The 17,723-nt window shown below is 60.2% G+C and carries 15 protein-coding genes and 1 pseudogene; 11 read left to right on the forward strand and 5 right to left on the reverse strand.

Annotation, left to right across the window (positions count from 1 at the left end; all coding sequences use genetic code 11):
• The first annotated feature begins 170 nt into the window (after positions 1–170).
• The 4 genes from ACVVH8_RS01840 (at position 171) to ACVVH8_RS01855 (ending at position 7,083) form a co-directional block, all read left to right on the forward strand.
• Positions 171–3,767 carry a DUF2339 domain-containing protein gene (locus ACVVH8_RS01840; RefSeq protein ID WP_475228229.1) on the forward strand — a complete coding sequence of 1,199 codons (3,597 nt, stop codon included), beginning with the start codon at positions 171–173 and terminating at the stop codon, positions 3,765–3,767.
• Entirely contained in the window at positions 3,764–5,128 is a 1,365-nt protein-coding gene (locus tag ACVVH8_RS01845) for a DUF3999 domain-containing protein (RefSeq protein WP_475228231.1), read from the forward strand. The genes ACVVH8_RS01840 and ACVVH8_RS01845 overlap by 4 nt, the downstream gene beginning before the upstream one ends.
• Before the next feature lie 338 nt (positions 5,129–5,466).
• The gene (locus tag ACVVH8_RS01850) at positions 5,467–6,477 is read left to right on the forward strand and encodes a class 1 fructose-bisphosphatase (RefSeq protein WP_007909265.1); all 1,011 of its coding nucleotides are present in this window, start codon (positions 5,467–5,469) and stop codon (positions 6,475–6,477) included.
• Positions 6,478–6,480: 3 nt separating this feature from the next.
• Complete coding sequence (locus tag ACVVH8_RS01855) at positions 6,481–7,083, forward strand: DUF924 family protein (protein ID WP_213027272.1); 603 nt, start codon at positions 6,481–6,483, stop codon at positions 7,081–7,083.
• A gap of 1 nt (position 7,084) precedes the next feature.
• Here the strand turns inward: ACVVH8_RS01855 and ACVVH8_RS01860 are convergent, their stop codons facing one another.
• The 4 genes and pseudogenes from ACVVH8_RS01860 to ACVVH8_RS01875 form a co-directional block, all read right to left on the reverse strand.
• Positions 7,085–7,417, reverse strand: a complete 333-nt coding sequence (locus tag ACVVH8_RS01860; protein ID WP_475228234.1) for a type II toxin-antitoxin system RelE/ParE family toxin — start codon at positions 7,415–7,417, stop codon at positions 7,085–7,087.
• The gene (locus ACVVH8_RS01865; protein ID WP_095190102.1) at positions 7,414–7,686 is read right to left on the reverse strand and encodes a type II toxin-antitoxin system Phd/YefM family antitoxin; all 273 of its coding nucleotides are present in this window, start codon (positions 7,684–7,686) and stop codon (positions 7,414–7,416) included. The genes ACVVH8_RS01860 and ACVVH8_RS01865 overlap by 4 nt, the downstream gene beginning before the upstream one ends.
• Positions 7,687–7,908: 222 nt before the next feature.
• Positions 7,909–8,673 (reverse strand): methyl-accepting chemotaxis protein, encoded by a 765-nt coding sequence (locus ACVVH8_RS01870; protein WP_371850962.1) that lies wholly within the window; start codon positions 8,671–8,673, stop codon positions 7,909–7,911.
• Between the two features lie 93 nt (positions 8,674–8,766).
• Positions 8,767–9,801 (reverse strand): annotated as a pseudogene (locus tag ACVVH8_RS01875) (HAMP domain-containing protein); the annotation flags it as partial.
• A gap of 281 nt (positions 9,802–10,082) precedes the next feature.
• Here ACVVH8_RS01875 and ACVVH8_RS01880 point away from each other — a divergent pair.
• Both ACVVH8_RS01880 and ACVVH8_RS01885 read left to right on the forward strand, forming a co-directional pair.
• Positions 10,083–10,337 (forward strand): lipoprotein, encoded by a 255-nt coding sequence (locus ACVVH8_RS01880; protein WP_034152995.1) that lies wholly within the window; start codon positions 10,083–10,085, stop codon positions 10,335–10,337.
• A 30-nt stretch (positions 10,338–10,367) separates the two neighbouring features.
• Positions 10,368–10,937 carry a lipocalin family protein gene (locus tag ACVVH8_RS01885; RefSeq protein WP_103304218.1) on the forward strand — a complete coding sequence of 190 codons (570 nt, stop codon included), beginning with the start codon at positions 10,368–10,370 and terminating at the stop codon, positions 10,935–10,937.
• A gap of 145 nt (positions 10,938–11,082) precedes the next feature.
• Here the strand turns inward: ACVVH8_RS01885 and ACVVH8_RS01890 are convergent, their stop codons facing one another.
• Entirely contained in the window at positions 11,083–12,447 is a 1,365-nt protein-coding gene (locus ACVVH8_RS01890; RefSeq protein ID WP_475228236.1) for a formimidoylglutamate deiminase, read from the reverse strand.
• Between the two features lie 145 nt (positions 12,448–12,592).
• Between ACVVH8_RS01890 and hutC the strand changes: the two genes are divergently transcribed.
• The 5 genes from hutC to ACVVH8_RS01915 all read left to right on the forward strand — a co-directional run bounded on the left by hutC (position 12,593) and on the right by ACVVH8_RS01915 (position 17,669).
• Positions 12,593–13,303: a histidine utilization repressor gene (hutC, locus tag ACVVH8_RS01895; protein WP_163013658.1), complete on the forward strand. Its 711-nt coding sequence runs from the start codon at positions 12,593–12,595 to the stop codon at positions 13,301–13,303.
• Positions 13,300–13,872: a HutD/Ves family protein gene (locus tag ACVVH8_RS01900; protein ID WP_475228238.1), complete on the forward strand. Its 573-nt coding sequence runs from the start codon at positions 13,300–13,302 to the stop codon at positions 13,870–13,872. Before hutC ends, ACVVH8_RS01900 begins: the two co-directional genes overlap by 4 nt.
• A 46-nt stretch (positions 13,873–13,918) precedes the next feature.
• Complete coding sequence (locus ACVVH8_RS01905) at positions 13,919–14,179, forward strand: hypothetical protein (protein WP_315445278.1); 261 nt, start codon at positions 13,919–13,921, stop codon at positions 14,177–14,179.
• A 185-nt stretch (positions 14,180–14,364) separates the two neighbouring features.
• On the forward strand, positions 14,365–16,050 hold the full coding sequence (hutU, locus tag ACVVH8_RS01910) for a urocanate hydratase (protein ID WP_103304239.1): 1,686 nt from the start codon (positions 14,365–14,367) through the stop codon (positions 16,048–16,050).
• Between the two features lie 146 nt (positions 16,051–16,196).
• The gene (locus tag ACVVH8_RS01915) at positions 16,197–17,669 is read left to right on the forward strand and encodes a purine-cytosine permease family protein (RefSeq protein ID WP_103304221.1); all 1,473 of its coding nucleotides are present in this window, start codon (positions 16,197–16,199) and stop codon (positions 17,667–17,669) included.
• Positions 17,670–17,723 lie beyond the last annotated feature (54 nt).

Here is a 17,723-nt window from a genome sequence, read left to right on the forward strand (position 1 = left end):
GGGATTTATCCCCGATGGACAGCGCAGCTGTCCCAAGATTCTTTGGGCCGCTTCGCACCCCATCGGGGATGAATCCCCTCGCCACAAAGGCTCACTCCTACAGGGTTTGTGCCTAGACTGATGCAATCGCCGGACTCGCCCCGCCTTGGGGCCGCTTAGGGATATCGACCATGCAATGGATGTTCATGTTGATCGGGCTGGTGCTTGGCTGGCTGCTCGACGAGTCGTTCAGTTCGGCGCTGTTGGGCGCGCTGCTGGGTTTGGCGATCGGGCAGACGATCCGCATCGCGCGGCTTGGCTCGCAGGCGGCGGAACAGCAGAGTCAATTTGAACAGGCGAAAGTCGCCTTGCAGGCCGTCGAACAGCGTCTGTTTTTGCTGGAAGGCGCGCCGCTCCGTGCAGCGCCACCTCCGAGTGCGGCACCTGCCGCCGAGCCAGTCGCCGAACCCGCCAAAGTTGTCGAAGAGGCGCCGATTCCAGCCCCTGAACTGGTCTGGGAACTGCCGGCCGATCTGGAACCGCTATCCGCCGTCGCTCGCGAAACCAGCCAACCGCTGCCGGACGATGTCTGGCGTCTGGACGCCGTTACGCCTGAACCTCAACCCCGACAACCTGCCGAGCCCCGTGGCCCGAATCTCATCGAGCGCGGCCTCGACGCGGCGCGTAACTGGCTGTTCGGCGGCAACACCGTGCTGCGCGTCGGTGTGGTGCTGTTGTTCTTCGGTCTGGCATTCCTGCTGCGCTACGCCACCGAAGGCATGGTCGTGCCGATCGAGTTGCGTTACGCCGGGGTCGCTGCGGCGGCGCTCGGCCTGCTGGCGCTGGGCTGGTGGCTACGTCATCGCAACAGCCATTACGCGTTGATGCTGCAAGGCACCGGGATCGCGGTGCTGTACCTGACGGTGTTTGCGGCGATGCGTTTGCATCCGTTGCTTGATCCTTCGGCGGCACTTGGCTTGCTGGTGGCGGTGACGGTGTTCTCGGCGATTCTGGCGATCACCCAAGACTCGCTGGCGCTGGCAGCGGTGGCCGCGCTGGGTGGTTTCGCCGCGCCGATCCTGACCTCGACCGGCGCCGGCAACCATGTCGCGTTGTTCAGTTATTTCGCCTTGCTCAACGCTGGCATTCTCACCATCGCCTGGTTCAAGGCCTGGCGGCTGCTCAACCTGATCGGCTTCGTCGGCACCTTCGGCATCGGTTTCGCCTGGGGCCTGCGTTCGTACACGCCGGAGCTTTTGTGGAGCACCGAGCCGTTCCTGATTCTGTTCTTCCTGATGTACCTCGCCATCGGCCTGCTGTTCGCTCGGCGCAAGTTGCTCGACATGCCCGACGCGCCGGCGGACGGCGACCGTGACGCGCTCCTGCAATGGTCGGCGCGCAAGGGCGATTACGTTGATGGGACGATGCTGTTTGGCCCGCCGATCATTGGTTTCGGTTTGCAGTTTGCGTTAGTGCAGCATCTAGAGTTCGCCGCCGCGTTCAGCGCCCTCGCGCTGGGCATGATCTACATGGCGCTGGCCAAGGTATTGATGGGCGGACGCGCGATTTTGCTGGGTGAGACCTGTCTGGCGCTCGGGGTGATTTTTGCCAGTCTGGCGATCCCGTTGGGGCTCGATGCGCGCTGGACGTCGGCGGCGTGGGCGGTGGAAGGCGCGGGGATTTTCTGGCTCGGTTTGCGACAGCATCGACCGTTCGCCCGGGCCTTTGCCTTGCTGCTGCAACTCGGTTCGGCGTTGGCGTTCCTCAGTCAGTTGCGCGTCGGCGAGAGCAGTTTGCTCGACGGTGCGCCGCTAGGTGCGTTGATGCTCGGCGCTGCGCTGCTGTTCAGCTTCTATCAACTGCGCCAAGCCGCGTCGGAGCAGACGTCGCCGTGGGAGCGCCAAGGCTTGCCGGTGCTGGCGTGTCTGGGGCTGACCTTCCTCTATCTGCTGGCGCCATTGTTCTTCTTCGTTCAAGGCACGGCGATCAGTTGGGCACTGGCCGGGCTGGCAACGTTATTAGTTGGGCTGCGCCTGCAATCGCGCACGTTCTTGTTCACCGCATTTGCCGTGCAACTGCTCGGCGGCGCGTTGTTCCTGTTGCGTCTGCAAGGCGCGGGCGAGGACTCTGCGGCGGTGTTCAGTGCCGGTTGGAGCGGCTTGCTCAGTGCGTCGCTGATCGGTCTGGCGCTGATCGCCGGCATGTTGCTGGCGGCGCGCGATGAGATGGTGCGCGGTGACGTGCGTCTGCTGCGCGGCTTGTCGGTGGTACTGTTGGCCGGTTTGGTGTTGATCAATCTGGCGGTGCTGTTCGTGCTGCCGTGGCAGACCGCGAGCGCGGTGTGGGCGGCGAGTGGTCTATTGATCATCTGGCTGAGCCTGTACCTCAAACAGCGTGTGAGTTTTGTTTTCGGTCTGCTGTTGCAGTTGATCGGTGGCGCGGCGTTTTTGCTGGCCGGCCCCGAGTTGCTCGGGCCGCTGTCCAGCGAAGGGCTGCGACCGCTGGCCCATGGTGGATTCTGGACGCCGCTGGTGCTGGGTCTGGCGGCGATGATCGGCGCGTGGCGTCTGCAATTGGGTAATCACGCCTCGGCATTTGATGCGCTGAGTTTGCAACGCGTGTCCGAGGTCTTGCTGGTGTGGGGCGCCGGTTGGTGGGCGCTGGCGTGGGTCAGCGAGGTGCTGCGATTTGCGCCGTTGAATCTACAGGGCACACTTTTGTTGTTGGTCGCGGCACTGAGTGTCGCACTCTGGACGTTGTTGTCTCTGCGTCTGAAATGGCCGGCGTTGGGCCTGCTCTGCACGTTGCTGATTCCGGCGGCGGGACTGGTGTTATTGGCGGCGTGGCATTCGCGTTATCACCCGGCGGCAGACTTCGGCTGGCTGGCGTGGGCATTGGTGTTCACCGTGCACTTCTTCAGTCTGCGGCGGTTGCAACCGATGCTGCCGGCCCGCGCTTTGAGCACTGCGCATGTGCTCGGTTGCTGGCTGCTGATCGGCGTGCTGGCGCTGGAATTGCGCTACGGCTTGCTGCTGTTGTCCGAGCAATACAACGCCTGGCGTTGGCTAGGTTGGGCGATTCTGCCAAGTCTGTATCTGCTGATGGCGGCTGCACCGCGTAACTGGCCATGGCCGGTGGCGGCGTTTGCCCGCGAATACCGTTTGTACGCCGTTGCACCGCTGGCGGTGCTGATGCTTGGCTGGTTCTGGCTGGCCAACGGCGTCAGCGATGGCAATGCCGAACCGCTGCCGTACGTGCCACTGCTCAATCCGCTGGAACTGGGTCTGCTGTTCGCCTTGTTCGGCGTTTACGTCTGGTCGCGCAGTGCGGTGTCGCAGTTGTCGATCCGCCAGGACTACGCTGATAACGCTACGCAACTGATCGCCGGGGTTTCGCTGTTCGCCTTCTGCACGGCATTGGTGACCCGTGCCGCGCATCATTGGGCGGGCATTCCGTTCGAGCTGGATCAACTGCTGGAATCGATGCTGGTGCAGGCCGGGTTGTCCATCGTCTGGACGCTGATGGCGCTGGGGCTGATGATCGGCGGGCATTTGCGTCATCGTCGTGAGGTGTGGCTGATCGGCGCGGCGCTGATTGCGCTGGTAGTGGCCAAACTGATTTTTGTCGAACTGAGCAACCGTGGCGGTCTCGCCCGGATCGTTTCGTTTATCGGCGTCGGCGTGTTGTTGCTGGTGGTGGGCTATTTCGCGCCGCTACCACCCAAACGCGTCGAAGCCGAGCCGGCGGCGGGCAAGCCTGTCCCGGAAACCGAAGGAGTTTCATCTTGAGTCGCATGCGAAATCTGGGGTGGTTGGCGTTGGGCATGGTGATGGCGGCCGGCGCCCAGGAAAAACCGGCGGACTTCGCCACGCAGGTGCCGCTGACGGTGAGCGGCAATGGCCCGTGGTATCGCCTCGAACTGCCGCTGAGCGTGCAATTGCAGGCGCGTCAGACTGATCTGAGTGACTTGCGGGTGTTTAACGCCGCTGGCGAAGTGCAAGCCTATGCCTTGGCTCGCGAATCGGCGCAGACCCGCGACGACGGCCAGTTGCATGAGGTCAAGTGGTTCCCGCTGTACACCGCCGCCGACGCCACGGAGCGCGCGCCGAACGTGCGCGTGCAATCCACCACCACGGGCACGCTGGTTGAAGTGCAACCGTCCAGCCAGTTGGAGGCCGGTGAAGAAGTGCTGCGTGGCTGGCTGCTCGATGCCAGTGCGATCAAGGCGCCGTTGCAACAGCTGATCCTCGACTGGACCAGCGAGCGCGATGGCTTCCAGCGTTTCAGCATCGAGGCCAGTGACGACTTGCAGCACTGGCAACCGTGGGGCGAAGGCCAGGTGGCGCGGCTGACCTTTTCCGATGAGCGCATCGAACAGCACGAAGTGACGTTACCCGGGCAATCCGCCCGCTATGTGCGCCTGCTGTGGGAATCGCCGAATTCGGCACCGACCCTGACCTCGGCGCAACTGAAAAGCAGCGACCCGCGCAACGTGCCGCTGCCGTTGGTCTGGTCGCCAGAGCTGGCCGGCAGCAGCACCAAGGCTGGCGAATACACCTGGCAATTGCCGATGGGGCTCAACGTCGAGCGGGTGCAGGTTGAACTGAAGCAACCAAACAGCTTGGCGCCAGTGACGTTGGCGGGTCGGCGCGAGAGCAGCCTGCCGTGGCAGACGCTGAGCAGTGGTTTGTTGTATCGCCTGGCGCAGAATGGCCAGGACGTGGTGCAGAACGAATTGCAGCTGTACGGGCAGACTGTTCAGCAGTTGAAGCTGACGGTGGATGAACGTGGCGGCGGTTTGGGTGAGCAGGCGCCGAGTATGAAATACGCGGTGCGGGCGACTCAGGTGATCTTCCTGGCGCGTGGGGACGGGCCGTACAGCCTGGCGTTGGGCAATCCGAGCGTGCGAACGGCGAATTTGCCGTTGTCGACGCTGATCCCCGATTTCAAACCGGAGAAACTGGCGACGTTGGGTAAGGCGACGGTGCAGGGTGACGTGGTGGTCACGCAGACTTCGACGGCAACGACGGCGGCGGTGGCTGAGACCAATTGGAAGAAGATCGGATTGTGGGCGGTGTTGCTGCTCAGTGTGGTTTTCCTTGGGGCGATGGCGTTCAGTCTGCTGCGTAAACCTCCGGCCAATTCCTGAGAATGGCTGGCGCTGCGCGCCAATCGCTGGCAAGCCAGCTCCCACAGTAATCTCTGTCGTTCACATATCTTGTGTACACCAAAGAACCTGTGGGAGCTGGCTTGCCAGCGATGAGGGCCGATCAGCCAACAAAAATCCTCAAACTGTTGCTTCACTCAACCACCACCCGTCCCGAACCGGACTACGCTAAATCCGCTACCTGAACTCTCCACCGACAATCACGTCTCATACAGGCAAATACACCCCAACGCACGTTACCGGGCGTCTTCGCTCGCTACGTTTTCAGACTCCCTGTAAACTGCGCGGGTTTTTAGCCCCCCATTCCACCGGAGCCGTCCATGTCCCGCGTTACCTTGAGTCGCTATTTGATTGAGCAGACCCGCAGCAACAACACTCCTGCCGATCTGCGCTTCCTGATCGAAGTGGTGGCGCGTGCCTGTAAGGAAATCAGCCACGCCGTGTCCAAAGGCGCCCTGGGTGGTGTTCTGGGCAGCATGGGCACTGAAAACGTGCAAGGCGAAGTGCAGAAGAAGCTCGACGTGATCTCCAACGAGATTCTGCTCGAAGCCAACGAATGGGGCGGTCACCTGGCCGGCATGGCGTCCGAAGAAATGGACAATGCCTACCAGATCCCGGGCAAATACCCAAAAGGCGCCTACTTGCTGGTATTCGACCCACTGGACGGTTCGTCGAACATCGACATCAACGCTCCGGTCGGCACCATCTTCTCGGTACTGCGTTGCCCGAACGAATACCTCAGCCAGAACGAGCCGCTGAACGAAAAAGCCTTCCTGCAACCAGGCACTCAGCAAGTTGCTGCCGGTTACGCGATCTATGGCCCACAGACCATGCTGGTGCTGACCCTGGGCGACGGCGTCAAAGGCTTCACTCTGGACCGCGAAATGGGTAGCTTCGTGCTGACCCACGAAGACATCACCATTCCTGAGTCCACCCAGGAATTCGCCATCAACATGTCCAACCAGCGTCACTGGGAAGCCCCGGTACAACGCTACGTAGGCGAGCTGCTGGCCGGTGAAGAAGGCCCGCTGAAGAAGAACTACAACATGCGTTGGGTCGCGGCGATGGTTGCCGACGTTCACCGCATCCTGACCCGTGGCGGTCTGTTCATGTACCCGCGCGACAGCCGCGAGCCATCCAAGCCCGGCAAACTGCGTCTGATGTACGAAGCCAACCCGATGTCGTTCCTGGTGGAACAAGCGGGCGGCGCGTCCACCGACGGTCACCAGCGTATTCTCGACATTCAGCCTGAAGGCCTGCACCAGCGCGTAGCGGTGTTCCTCGGCTCGAAAGAAGAAGTGGCCCGCGCTACGGCCTACCACAAGGAATAAACCATGACCGCGCCCTGGCAGCCGTTGCTCGATTGGTGGTTCGGACACGCCGAATCACCGGACGACATTTCGGCTGACAAGGGCGGGTTGTGGTTTGGCAAGAAAGACAGTCAAGACCTCGAAGCGCGTGAGCGTTTCGGGGTCTTTGTCGATCAGGCCCTGGCCGGCGGATTGACCGAGTGGACGCAACGTCCCGAAGGTTGGCTGGCGCTGGTGCTGCTGCTCGATCAACTGCCGCGAATGATTTTTCGCGACACCCCCAAAGCCTTCTCCGGCGATCTGCGCGCGCAGAAGCTTGTCGCGCAAGGCATTGCGGCGGACTTTGATCGGCAGTTGAAGCCGATACAACGCGTATTCATTTATCTGGTGTTTGAGCACTGCGAGAACCTCGCGGTGCAGAACGAAGCGGTTTCGCGGTTTATCGATCTGGTGGCTGAACAGCCGGAAGGGGAGCGGGCGGTGTTTGCCGATAACCTGGATTATGCCGAGCGGCATCAGAAAGTGATCGCCAGTTTTGGCAGGTTTCCGCATCGCAATGCGGTGTTGGGAAGGGAGTCTACGGCTGAGGAGTTGGTGTTTCTTTCTGAGCCTGGGTCAAGGTTCTAAATCAAGGATTGCCTCGTAGAAGCCGTTTCATCAACAGCGCCGGCAGGCTTTTTCGTGTGTCGACAATGATATGGATGAAAACCGTTTTTTCTCGCACCTCATAAATAACCCGGTTCATCCCCAACACAATCTGGCGGTATTGGCCGAGATTGAGCTTCTCGATTTCTTCGGGGATTGAGCCTGAATAAGGCAGATCTGCGAGGCCAGGAATCGCAGCCCTGAGATCGGCATAAGTGCTTTGCCAAATTTGGCTTGAGAACTGTCTGACGAGGTAGCTGCGAAGTTCTTTGAGATCTGTTTGTGCGGACTGAAGAATAACGACCTTTAAACTCATTGATGATCGGCCTTATCCAGTTCGGTAAAGACATCTTCAGCATCACTGAACTTGCCTTCTTCGATCTCCCGATTACCCATCGCTAAAAGTTTAAGCAGGGCCATTGTGCCTTCTTGCTCTTCAAAGCTTTTCACATCCATGACCACTAGCTTGGCTTCACCATTTTGGGTGATTACCAGCGGCTCGCGGCTTTCTGTGATTGATTTGACTATTTCGGCCGTGTGGCTTTTCAGGTAACTGATCGGTTTGATTTGCGATGAAAGCTTCATGATTGAATCCCGCCAAATTGAACAGGACTGAGTTTAGTCTTAATTCAGTCCACCGTCAGTGTGAGCTGACCAGCGTGTTTCAATTCAAAATTCTTTCGTCACTAATGCCGCTTTCGCGAGCAAGTCCGCTCCCACAGGGATCTTCGGTGTTGACACAATTTGTGTTTCCCCAAAAAACAATGTGGGAGCTGGCTTGCCAGCGATAGGGCCAGTGGCCGCGCCTTAAATGCGGAAGCTACCCACCAACTGCTTCAGCCGCGCCGCCTGCTGCTCCAGATCCGAACAAGCCCGCAACGTCGCCTGCAAGTTCTCCACACCTTCCTGATTCAGCGTGTTGATCTCGTTGATGTCCACGTTAATCGACTCGACCACCGCCGTCTGCTCTTCAGTCGCGGTGGCCACCGACTGGTTCATCCCGTCGATTTCGCCGATGCGCTGGGTCACGCTGCCCAGACGTTCGCCGGCCTGATTGGCGATGCCGACGCTGCTTTCGCTCTCGCGCTGGCTCTCGGTCATTATGCTCACGGCCTGACGGGCGCCGACTTGCAGCTCTTCGATCATCTTCTGCACTTGCTGCGCCGAATCCTGAGTGCGGTGCGCGAGGTTGCGGACTTCGTCGGCGACCACGGCGAAACCACGACCCGCCTCACCGGCACGGGCGGCTTCGATGGCGGCGTTCAGTGCCAGCAGGTTGGTCTGCTGCGAGATGCTGGTGATCACTTCCAGAATCTGACCGATGTTCACCGTGTTGCTGTTCAAGGTTTCGATGTTGCCGCACGAATCGCTGATCTTCGCCGACAGCTGCTGCATGGCCTGAATGGTTTTATCCACAACCTGCTGGCCGTCGACCGCGAGGCTGCGCGCATCGCTGGAGTGTTGCGAGGCGAGCGCGGCGTTCTGGGCGATTTCCTGGGCGGCGGCGCCGAGCTGGTTGATCGCCGCCGCGACGCTGTTGGTGCGTGTCGCTTGCTGATCGGAGTTGTACATCGACGAGTTCGAGGCGGCGACCACGCGCAGGGCGACTTCGTTGACTTGCCCGGTGGCCGAGGCCACTTCGCGGATCGAGGTGTGAATACGTTCGACGAAACGGTTGAAGGACGTGCCCAGCGCGCCGAACTCATCGTTGCCATGGATCACCAGACGCTTGGTCAGGTCGCCTTCACCTTCGGCGATGTCGTGCATCGCACGGCCCATGGTCAGCAGCGGCTGCATCAGCACGCGGATCAGCATGCCGAGCAGGGCGATGATGATCACCACGGCAATGACCATGGCGATCAGCGCCGAGGTACGGAATTCGCTGAGCATCGAGAACGCGGTGTCCTTGTCCAGCACCAGCGCCACGTACCAGTCGGCCGACGGTACGCCGTTGACGCGGGTGAACGAGATCAGTTGGGTCTTGCCGTCGAACTCGACTTCTTTCAGGCCCGGGCTGACTTTCGGCGCGCCGTTGGGGTAGGCCTCGGCGAGGGTCTTGAGCACCAGTTTGCTGTCCGGGTGAATCAGGATCTTGCCGTCGGCACTGACGATGAACGCGTGGCCATGGCCGCCGAAGTTCAGCGAGTTGATGATCGCGCTGACACTGGTCAGGTCGATGTCGGCACCGGCGACACCAATCATCTGACCCTGGCGTTGTACCGGGGTGGCGACGGTGATCACCAGTTTGCCCGACGAGGCGGCAATGTACGGTTCGGTGACGATGGTCTGTTGCGCGCTGTTGGCCGCTTTGTACCAGCCACGGGCGCGGGGGTCATAGTCAGGTGCGCGGTTGCCGGCAGGGACCGAGAACATTACGCCGTCAGCACCGCCGAAGTAGCTGAGCTGGAAATTGCCGGTGTAGGCGGGCAGGTCGATGATGCGTTTCAGGCTGGCGGGAGCGTTGCCGTCGACGGCCACTTGTTGCGACAGCGACTGCAGTAACTGAATGCGGCTTTCCAGCCAGGTCTGGATGTTGCTGGTGGTCAGGCTGCCCAGTTCCTGCATCGACGCTTCGGTGCTGCTGCTCAAAGCTTCGCGCTGTCGATAGTCGTTGAAGAAAATGAAACAGGCGAACGCAACGGCCACCACAAGGGCGGCAGCCAACAAGATCTTGTGGCTGAATTTCATGTTTCTGGTCATCGAATGAACTACCGCGAAGGGGCTGGTCAAGAAAGGGCGGCAATTTGCCACACTCGGGGGCTTTGCGCTGCTCTTATTTCGACCGCGGCGCGCCAAAGATTAGGCGTCTTTTGCGAAATGCGACGAAATGCTCAATAGCCCTACAAAGTGTCTGATTTAGCGACAAATGCCGGACGAGTGGCGAGATAAATAGCCCTCGGTCGAGGGAACCAGAAGAGGGTTTTCTCTTCTAAGCTTCTGGTTGGCACCATGCCATCCCCCCTCGTTCCAGGAGTTACACCATGTCGCTGCGATCCCTCGCCCTGCTGTCGTTTTGCGTGCTGTTGGCCGCATGCAGCAAGGTCAACCAGGAAAACTACTCGAAACTGTCTGCCGGCATGGCCAAGGCCGAAGTGGAAACGTTGCTCGGTAAACCAACCGATTGTTCGGGCGCGCTCGGCATGTCCAGTTGCACCTGGGGCGACAAGAACAGCTTTATCAGCGTGCAGTACGCCGGTGACAAAGTGCTGATGTTTTCCGGCCAAGGCCTGAAGTAAACCGGGGCTTCGCGCCCACGGAGAAGAAAAATGAAGCGGTTATTGCTTATCCTTTTTGCTGGCCTGGTACTGGCCGGCTGCGCCACTTCCGGCGTGGATCCGTTGGCGCCGAAGACCGTCAACAGCGTCAATCTCAAGCGTTATCAGGGCACCTGGTATGAGCTGGCGCGTCTGCCGATGTATTTCCAGCGCAATTGCGCGCAATCCGAAGCCCGTTACACCCTCAAGCCCGATGGCAACGTCGCGGTGTTCAACCGCTGCATGACCGCGGACTGGCAGTGGGAAGAGGTCAAGGGCACGGCTTATCCACAGGTGCCGGGCAAGACCGACAAGTTGTGGGTCGAGTTCGATACCTGGTTCTCGCGGTTGATTCCGGGTGTGGCGAAGGGCGAATACTGGGTGTTGTACGTCAGCGACGACTACAAGACCGCCATCGTCGGCGATCCGAGTCGCAAGTACTTGTGGTTGCTGTCACGTACGCCGACCGTCAACGGTGTGGTGCGTGAAGAGCTGCTGAGCAAGGCGCGGCAACAGGGTTACGACACCACGCGACTGATCTGGCGAGCGTCGGATCGGCAGATGGCCAAGACCTCGAATTAAAGAACACTGCAAAACCAATGCTTGATCGCTCCCACGCTCCGCGTGGGAGTGTCTCAATGGACGCTCTGCGTCCGCTTTTGAGACGCAGAGCGTCCCGGGCTGCATTCCCACGCAGAGCATGGGAACGATCAGCCAGGTTCTTGTGTCAGCCTAAAAGGTCGCGCAGAACCTGGGTGAACGCGCGTGCACTTTCCTCTTCGCCAGCATGCCGCCCGTCACGCACCACCCATTGGCCGTTGACCAGCACATCGCGCACCTGACGGTCCCCGCCAGCAAACAACCAGCGATTCAAAATCCCGTCACCACTGGCGGTCGCCAGATATGGATCGTTGCCATCGAGCACAATCCAGTCCGCACGCTTGCCGACTTCCAGCGCACCAATTGGCTGCCCCAATGCCTGAGCGCCACCGTCCAGCGCTGCGTCATACAGCGTACGGCCAACCATCGGCTGATCCGCGCCATACAAACGGTTACGCCGCTGATCACGCAGACGCTGACCGTATTCCAGCCAGCGCAACTCCTCGACGACACTGAGCGACACATGGCTGTCGGAACCGATACCCATGCGTCCGCCTTGAGCGAGGAAATCCACCGCCGGGAAAATCCCGTCGCCCAGGTTCGCTTCGGTAGTCAGGCACAGACCGGCGATGGCGCGACTCTTGGCCATCAGCGTGACTTCTTCCGGGTTGGCATGAGTGGCGTGGACCAGGCACCAGCGCTGATCGACTTCGGCGTTTTCATAGAGCCATTGCAGCGGGCGGCGGCCACTCCAGCTCAGGCAGTCGTCGACTTCCTTTTGCTGTTCGGCGATGTGGATGTGCACCGGGCATTGCTTGTCGCTGGCGGCCAATACTTCGCTGATCTGTTGCGGAGTCACCGCTCGTAATGAGTGGAAACACAGGCCCAGCGATTGCGCCTTTTGCCGGGCAAGTAGCGGCTGCAAGCGTGATTGCAGATTCAGGTAGTTTTCGCTGCTGTTGATAAAGCGGCGCTGGCCATCGTTGGGTGTCTGGCCGCCGAAGCCTGCGTGGCTGTAGAGCACCGGCAGCAGGGTCAGACCGATGCCGCTTTCACTGGCCGCCTGACTGATGCGCAACGCCAGTTCAGCCGGGTCCGCATACGGCTGACCGTTGCTGTCGTGGTGCACGTAATGGAATTCGGCGACCGAGGTGTAACCGGCTTTGAGCATTTCGATGTACAGCTGACGGGCGATGACGCCGAGTTGATCCGGACTGATTTTTCCGACGAGCCGATACATCAGATCGCGCCACGTCCAGAAACTGTCGTTGGGGTTGCCGGCCACTTCAGCCAACCCGGCCATTGCGCGCTGGAAGGCATGGGAGTGCAGATTGGGCATCCCCGGCAGCAACGGACCGCTCAGCCGTTCGGCGCCATCTGCGGTGGAATCGGCCTGGATTTGGGTCAGCAGGCCATCGGCGCTGACCTCAAGACGTACATTGTTGGCCCATCCGTTAGGCAGCAGCGCGCGTTCGGCAAAGAAAGCGGACATGGTTCAGCACCCCATCGTGTGTTATTTGTATATACATATACAGACGTTTGCCTGCCCGGTAAACTCCGGCAAGCTAGCAACCTCTACCGACGAACAAGGATCAACCGTGCCGACTCCGCCTCCAGTTTCCCCGTTGGCCGCGAACATGGGCGACAGTCCGGCGCCCTTGTACGCGCGCGTCAAACAGATGATCACCCAGCAGATCGACAGCGGTAACTGGCCGCCGCACTACCGCGTGCCGTCGGAAAGCGAGCTGGTCAATCAGCTCGGCTTCAGCCGTATGACCATCAACCGCGCCCTGCGCGAAATGACCGCCGACGGTCTGCTGGTGCGCATGCAAGGCGTCGGCACTTTCGTCGCTGAACCGAAGAGCCAGTCCGCGCTGTTCGAAGTGCACAACATCGCCGACGAAATCGCCTCCCGTGGTCATCGCCACACCTGCCAGGTCATCACCCTCGAAGAAGAGGCTGCCGGTTCCGAGCGCGCCCTGGCGCTGGACATGCGTGAAGGGCAGAAGGTGTTCCACTCGCTGATCGTGCATTACGAAAACGACATTCCGGTGCAAATCGAAGACCGCTTCGTCAACGCGCTGGTCGCCCCGGAATACCTCAAGCAGGACTTCACCCTGCAAACCCCTTATGCCTATTTGAATCAGGTCGCGCCACTGACCGAAGGCGAGCACGTGGTCGAGGCGATTCTTGCCGAGCCGTCCGAGTGCAAGTTGCTGCAGATCGAGAAGGGCGAGCCGTGCCTGCTGATCCGTCGTCGCACGTGGTCGGGGCGTCAGCCGGTGACCGCTGCTCGTCTGATCCATCCCGGTTCTCGTCATCGTCTGGAAGGACGCTTTCATAAATGAGCAGTGAAGTGAAGGTTTTACGCGCTGAAGGTTACCCGCGCATGCCGTGGAAAAACGGCGGCGGCAGCACTGAAGAAATCACCCGTGACGCGGGTGCCGGTCTGGATGGTTTTGGCTGGCGGCTGTCGATTGCCGACATCGCCGAGTCGGGCGGTTTTTCAACCTTCGCCGGATACCAGCGGGTGATCACCGTGTTGCAGGGCGACGGCATGACCCTGTGTGTGGACGGTGACGATACTCGGCCATTGTTACCGCTCGACCCGTTTGCTTTCAGCGGCGAAAGTCAGGTGTCCTGCACACTGCTCGGTGGCGCGATCCGCGACTTCAACCTGATCTACGCGCCGCAGCGTTACCGCGCGCGGTTGCAGTGGCTGGATGGCGAGCAACGGTTTTTCAGTTCGGCGGGGACGGTGCTGCTGTTCAGTGTCAGTGAGTTGCTGGAAGTGGCGGTCGGTGAAAAGACCGCACAGCTTGGACGGCATGATTGCCTGCAACTGGACGGTAACACCGGGCTGGTTGAGGTTGCGGTCAATGGCGGTTGCTGCGTGATCGAACTGACTACGCGCTGATCTCCCTGCTCATATAAAACACTTGTGGTGAGGGGATTTATCCCCGATGGGGCGCGAAGCGGCCCTGCTTTTGTTTAGAAAGCAGGGGCTGCTGCGCAGCCCATCGGGGATAAATCCCCTCGCCACAAGTGCATTCACACTTCTTGTTTCTTTGGTGCACCAACTTGTTACCGAACGCCCCAGCGTGGAGCAAAACCGCGCCCACGTAACAACCATCAGCCTTCCACAAAATCCCTCGCGAAAAATTTCATCCACGCCCGAACCCTTGTTTCAGGCGCTCTCCAGCCTCATCCACGATTTTTATTGAACACTCCTCCAGCAAGTTGGCCGCTTGATTGCATATGCTTGTATGTACAAGTAAAGACGTATGCGTATAAGTCCGCAGCGTCCACTGATTCGCTTGTCGCGCATTGAAGCGCACAGGCTGCTTGCCCACTGCCAGGGTTGGTTTGAATTGATCGCTGAGGAGTCTTTTTCGTGACTGACAACAAGATGACCACTGCTACTACATTTACAAAGCATCGTGACGTAGAAATCCGCGCCGCACGCGGCAACAAGCTGACCGCCAAGAGCTGGCTGACCGAAGCGCCGCTGCGCATGCTGATGAACAACCTCGATCCGGAAGTCGCCGAGAACCCGAAAGAGCTAGTGGTCTACGGTGGTATCGGTCGCGCTGCGCGTAACTGGGAGTGCTACGACAAGATCGTCGAGAGCCTGACCAATCTGAATGACGACGAGACCCTGCTGGTGCAATCCGGCAAGCCGGTCGGCGTGTTCAAAACTCACAGCAATGCCCCGCGCGTACTGATCGCCAACTCCAACCTGGTGCCACACTGGGCGAGCTGGGAGCACTTCAACGAACTCGACGCCAAAGGCCTGGCCATGTACGGCCAGATGACCGCCGGCAGCTGGATCTATATCGGCAGCCAAGGCATCGTGCAGGGCACCTACGAAACCTTCGTCGAAGCCGGCCGCCAGCACTACAACGACAACCTCACCGGCAAGTGGGTCCTGACCGCAGGTCTCGGTGGCATGGGTGGCGCTCAACCTCTGGCTGCAACCCTGGCCGGCGCCTGCTCGCTGAACATTGAATGCCAGCAGGTCAGCATCGATTTCCGTCTGAAAAGCCGTTATGTCGACGAGCAAGCCAAAGACCTCGACGACGCCCTGGCGCGCATCGACAAGTACACCAAAGAAGGCAAAGCCATCTCCATCGCGCTGCTGGGTAACGCCGCTGAAATTCTCCCGGAACTGGTCAAGCGCGGCGTACGCCCGGACATGGTCACCGACCAGACCAGCGCCCACGATCCACTCAACGGCTACCTGCCGGCCGGCTGGACCTGGGACGAATACCGCGCTCGCGCCAAGACCGAGCCGGCCGCTGTGATCAAAGCCGCCAAGCAGTCGATGGCGGTGCACGTCAAAGCCATGCTGGAATTCCAGAAGCAAGGCATTCCGACCTTCGACTACGGCAACAACATCCGTCAGATGGCGCAGGAAGAGGGCGTCGAAAACGCGTTCGACTTCCCGGGCTTCGTACCGGCCTATATCCGTCCGCTGTTCTGCCGTGGCATCGGCCCGTTCCGCTGGGCGGCGCTGTCGGGTGATCCGCAAGACATCTACAAAACCGACGCCAAGGTCAAAGAGCTGATCCCGGACGACGCGCACCTGCACAACTGGCTGGACATGGCCCGCGAGCGCATCAGCTTCCAGGGTCTGCCGGCACGTATCTGCTGGGTGGGTCTGGGTCTGCGCGCCAAGCTCGGTCTGGCCTTCAACGAGATGGTCCGCAGCGGCGAGCTGTCGGCACCGATCGTGATCGGTCGCGACCACCTCGACTCCGGTTCGGTATCCAGCCCGAACCGCGAAACCGAATCGATGCAGGACGGTTCCGACGCCGTGTCCGACTGGCCATTGCTCAATGCTCTGCTCAACACCGCGAGCGGCGCGACCTGGGTTTCCCTGCACCACGGCGGCGGCGTCGGTATGGGCTTCTCCCAGCACTCGGGCATGGTGATTGTCTGCGACGGTACTGACGAAGCGGCCGAACGTATTGCGCGCGTGCTGCACAACGACCCGGCGACCGGTGTCATGCGTCACGCCGATGCCGGTTACCAGATCGCCATCGACTGCGCCAAGGAGCAGGGTCTGAACCTGCCGATGATTACCGGTAAATAAAGATCCTGTGGGAGCTGGCTTGCCAGCGAAAGCGGTGGCACTACTGGCATTGATGTTGAAAGTGCCGACGTCATCGCTGGCAAGCCAGCTCCCACAAGGTTTCAGTAGCCCGAGAGAACAATTAAACAATCCACAGAGGTTGAATCATGGCTGTTAACACCGATCGTGCAGGCAACAAACCGTTGATCGAAAGGCGTTCGATCGACTACATCCCGGAAGCGGAAAGACACGGTCGTCTGTTTAGCCAGTTCACCCTGTGGATGGGTGCCAACCTGCAAATCACCGCGATTGTCACCGGGGCCCTGGCCGTGGTGCTGGGCGGTGATGTGTTCTGGTCGTTGATCGGTCTGTTGATCGGTCAACTGCTCGGCGGCGGGGTGATGGCGCTGCATGCGGCGCAAGGGCCGAAGCTCGGTCTGCCGCAGATGATTTCCAGCCGCGTACAGTTCGGCGTGTATGGCGCCGCCATCCCGATCGTGTTGGTGTGCCTGATGTATCTCGGTTTCACTGCCACCGGCACGGTACTGTCCGGTCAGGCGCTGGGCCAGTTGTTTGGCGTCAGCGACACCGTCGGCATCTTGCTTTTCGCCAGTGTCATTGTGGTGGTCACGGTGCTCGGTTATCGGGTGATCCACTGGATCGGCCGTGTCGCCAGTGTCATTGGCGTGATCGCCTTCGTTTATCTGTTCAGCCGGCTGATCAGTCAGGTTGACGTGGGCGCACTCCTGCAAATCCGTCACTTCAGCTGGAGCAGCTTCCTGCTGGCGGTGTCGCTCGCCGCTTCCTGGCAGATCGCGTTCGGCCCTTACGTGGCTGACTACTCGCGATACCTGCCGAGTAATACCTCGGCGGTAAAAACCTTCTTCGCCGCCGGTGCCGGTTCTGTGGTCGGTGCGCAAGTGGCGATGATCCTCGGTGTGTTCGCCGCAGCTTCCGCCAACGGTCAATTCGCCGGTCACGAAGTGGCCTACATCGTCGGTCTGGGCGGCACCGGTGCCACCGCTGCGTTGCTGTACTTCAGCATCGCGTTCGGCAAAGTGACCATCTCGACGCTGAACTCCTACGGCAGTTTCATGTGCATCGCGACCATCATCAGCGGCTTCCGTGGCCACCTGCAGGTCTCGCGTTTGCAGCGTCTGGTGTTCGTGCTGTTCATCGTCGGCGCTGCAACACTGATCGCCTTGCTCGGCCAGCACTCGTTCCTCGGTGCGTTCAAGTCTTTCATCCTGTTCCTGCTCGCCTTCTTCACGCCGTGGAGCGCGATCAACCTGGTCGACTACTACTGCATCACTCGCGAGCGCTATGACGTACCGGCGCTGGCCAATCCTGACGGTCGCTACGGACGCTGGAACATGCTCGGTATCAGCGTCTATGTGTTCGGCGTGCTGGTGCAGCTGCCGTTCATCTCCACCAAGTTCTACACAGGTCCGCTGGTGGCAGCGCTGGGTGATGTGGATATCTCCTGGATCATCGGTCTGGTGTTGCCTGCCGCCGTTTATTACGTGTGCGCCAAAAAATGGCACAGCGCTGTACCTGATCAGCTGATTCTGCCGGTCGAGCAGAGCAGCCATGCACAACCTGAAAAAAGCGGGGCCAGTCGCGTAGCGGCGCAGGCCTGATTGGACGTGGACAGGGCTGGATGCCTCTTGACTGCCGTAAGCCCAATTCATGAT

Source organism: Pseudomonas trutticola BRTCR10 (assembly GCF_056155105.1).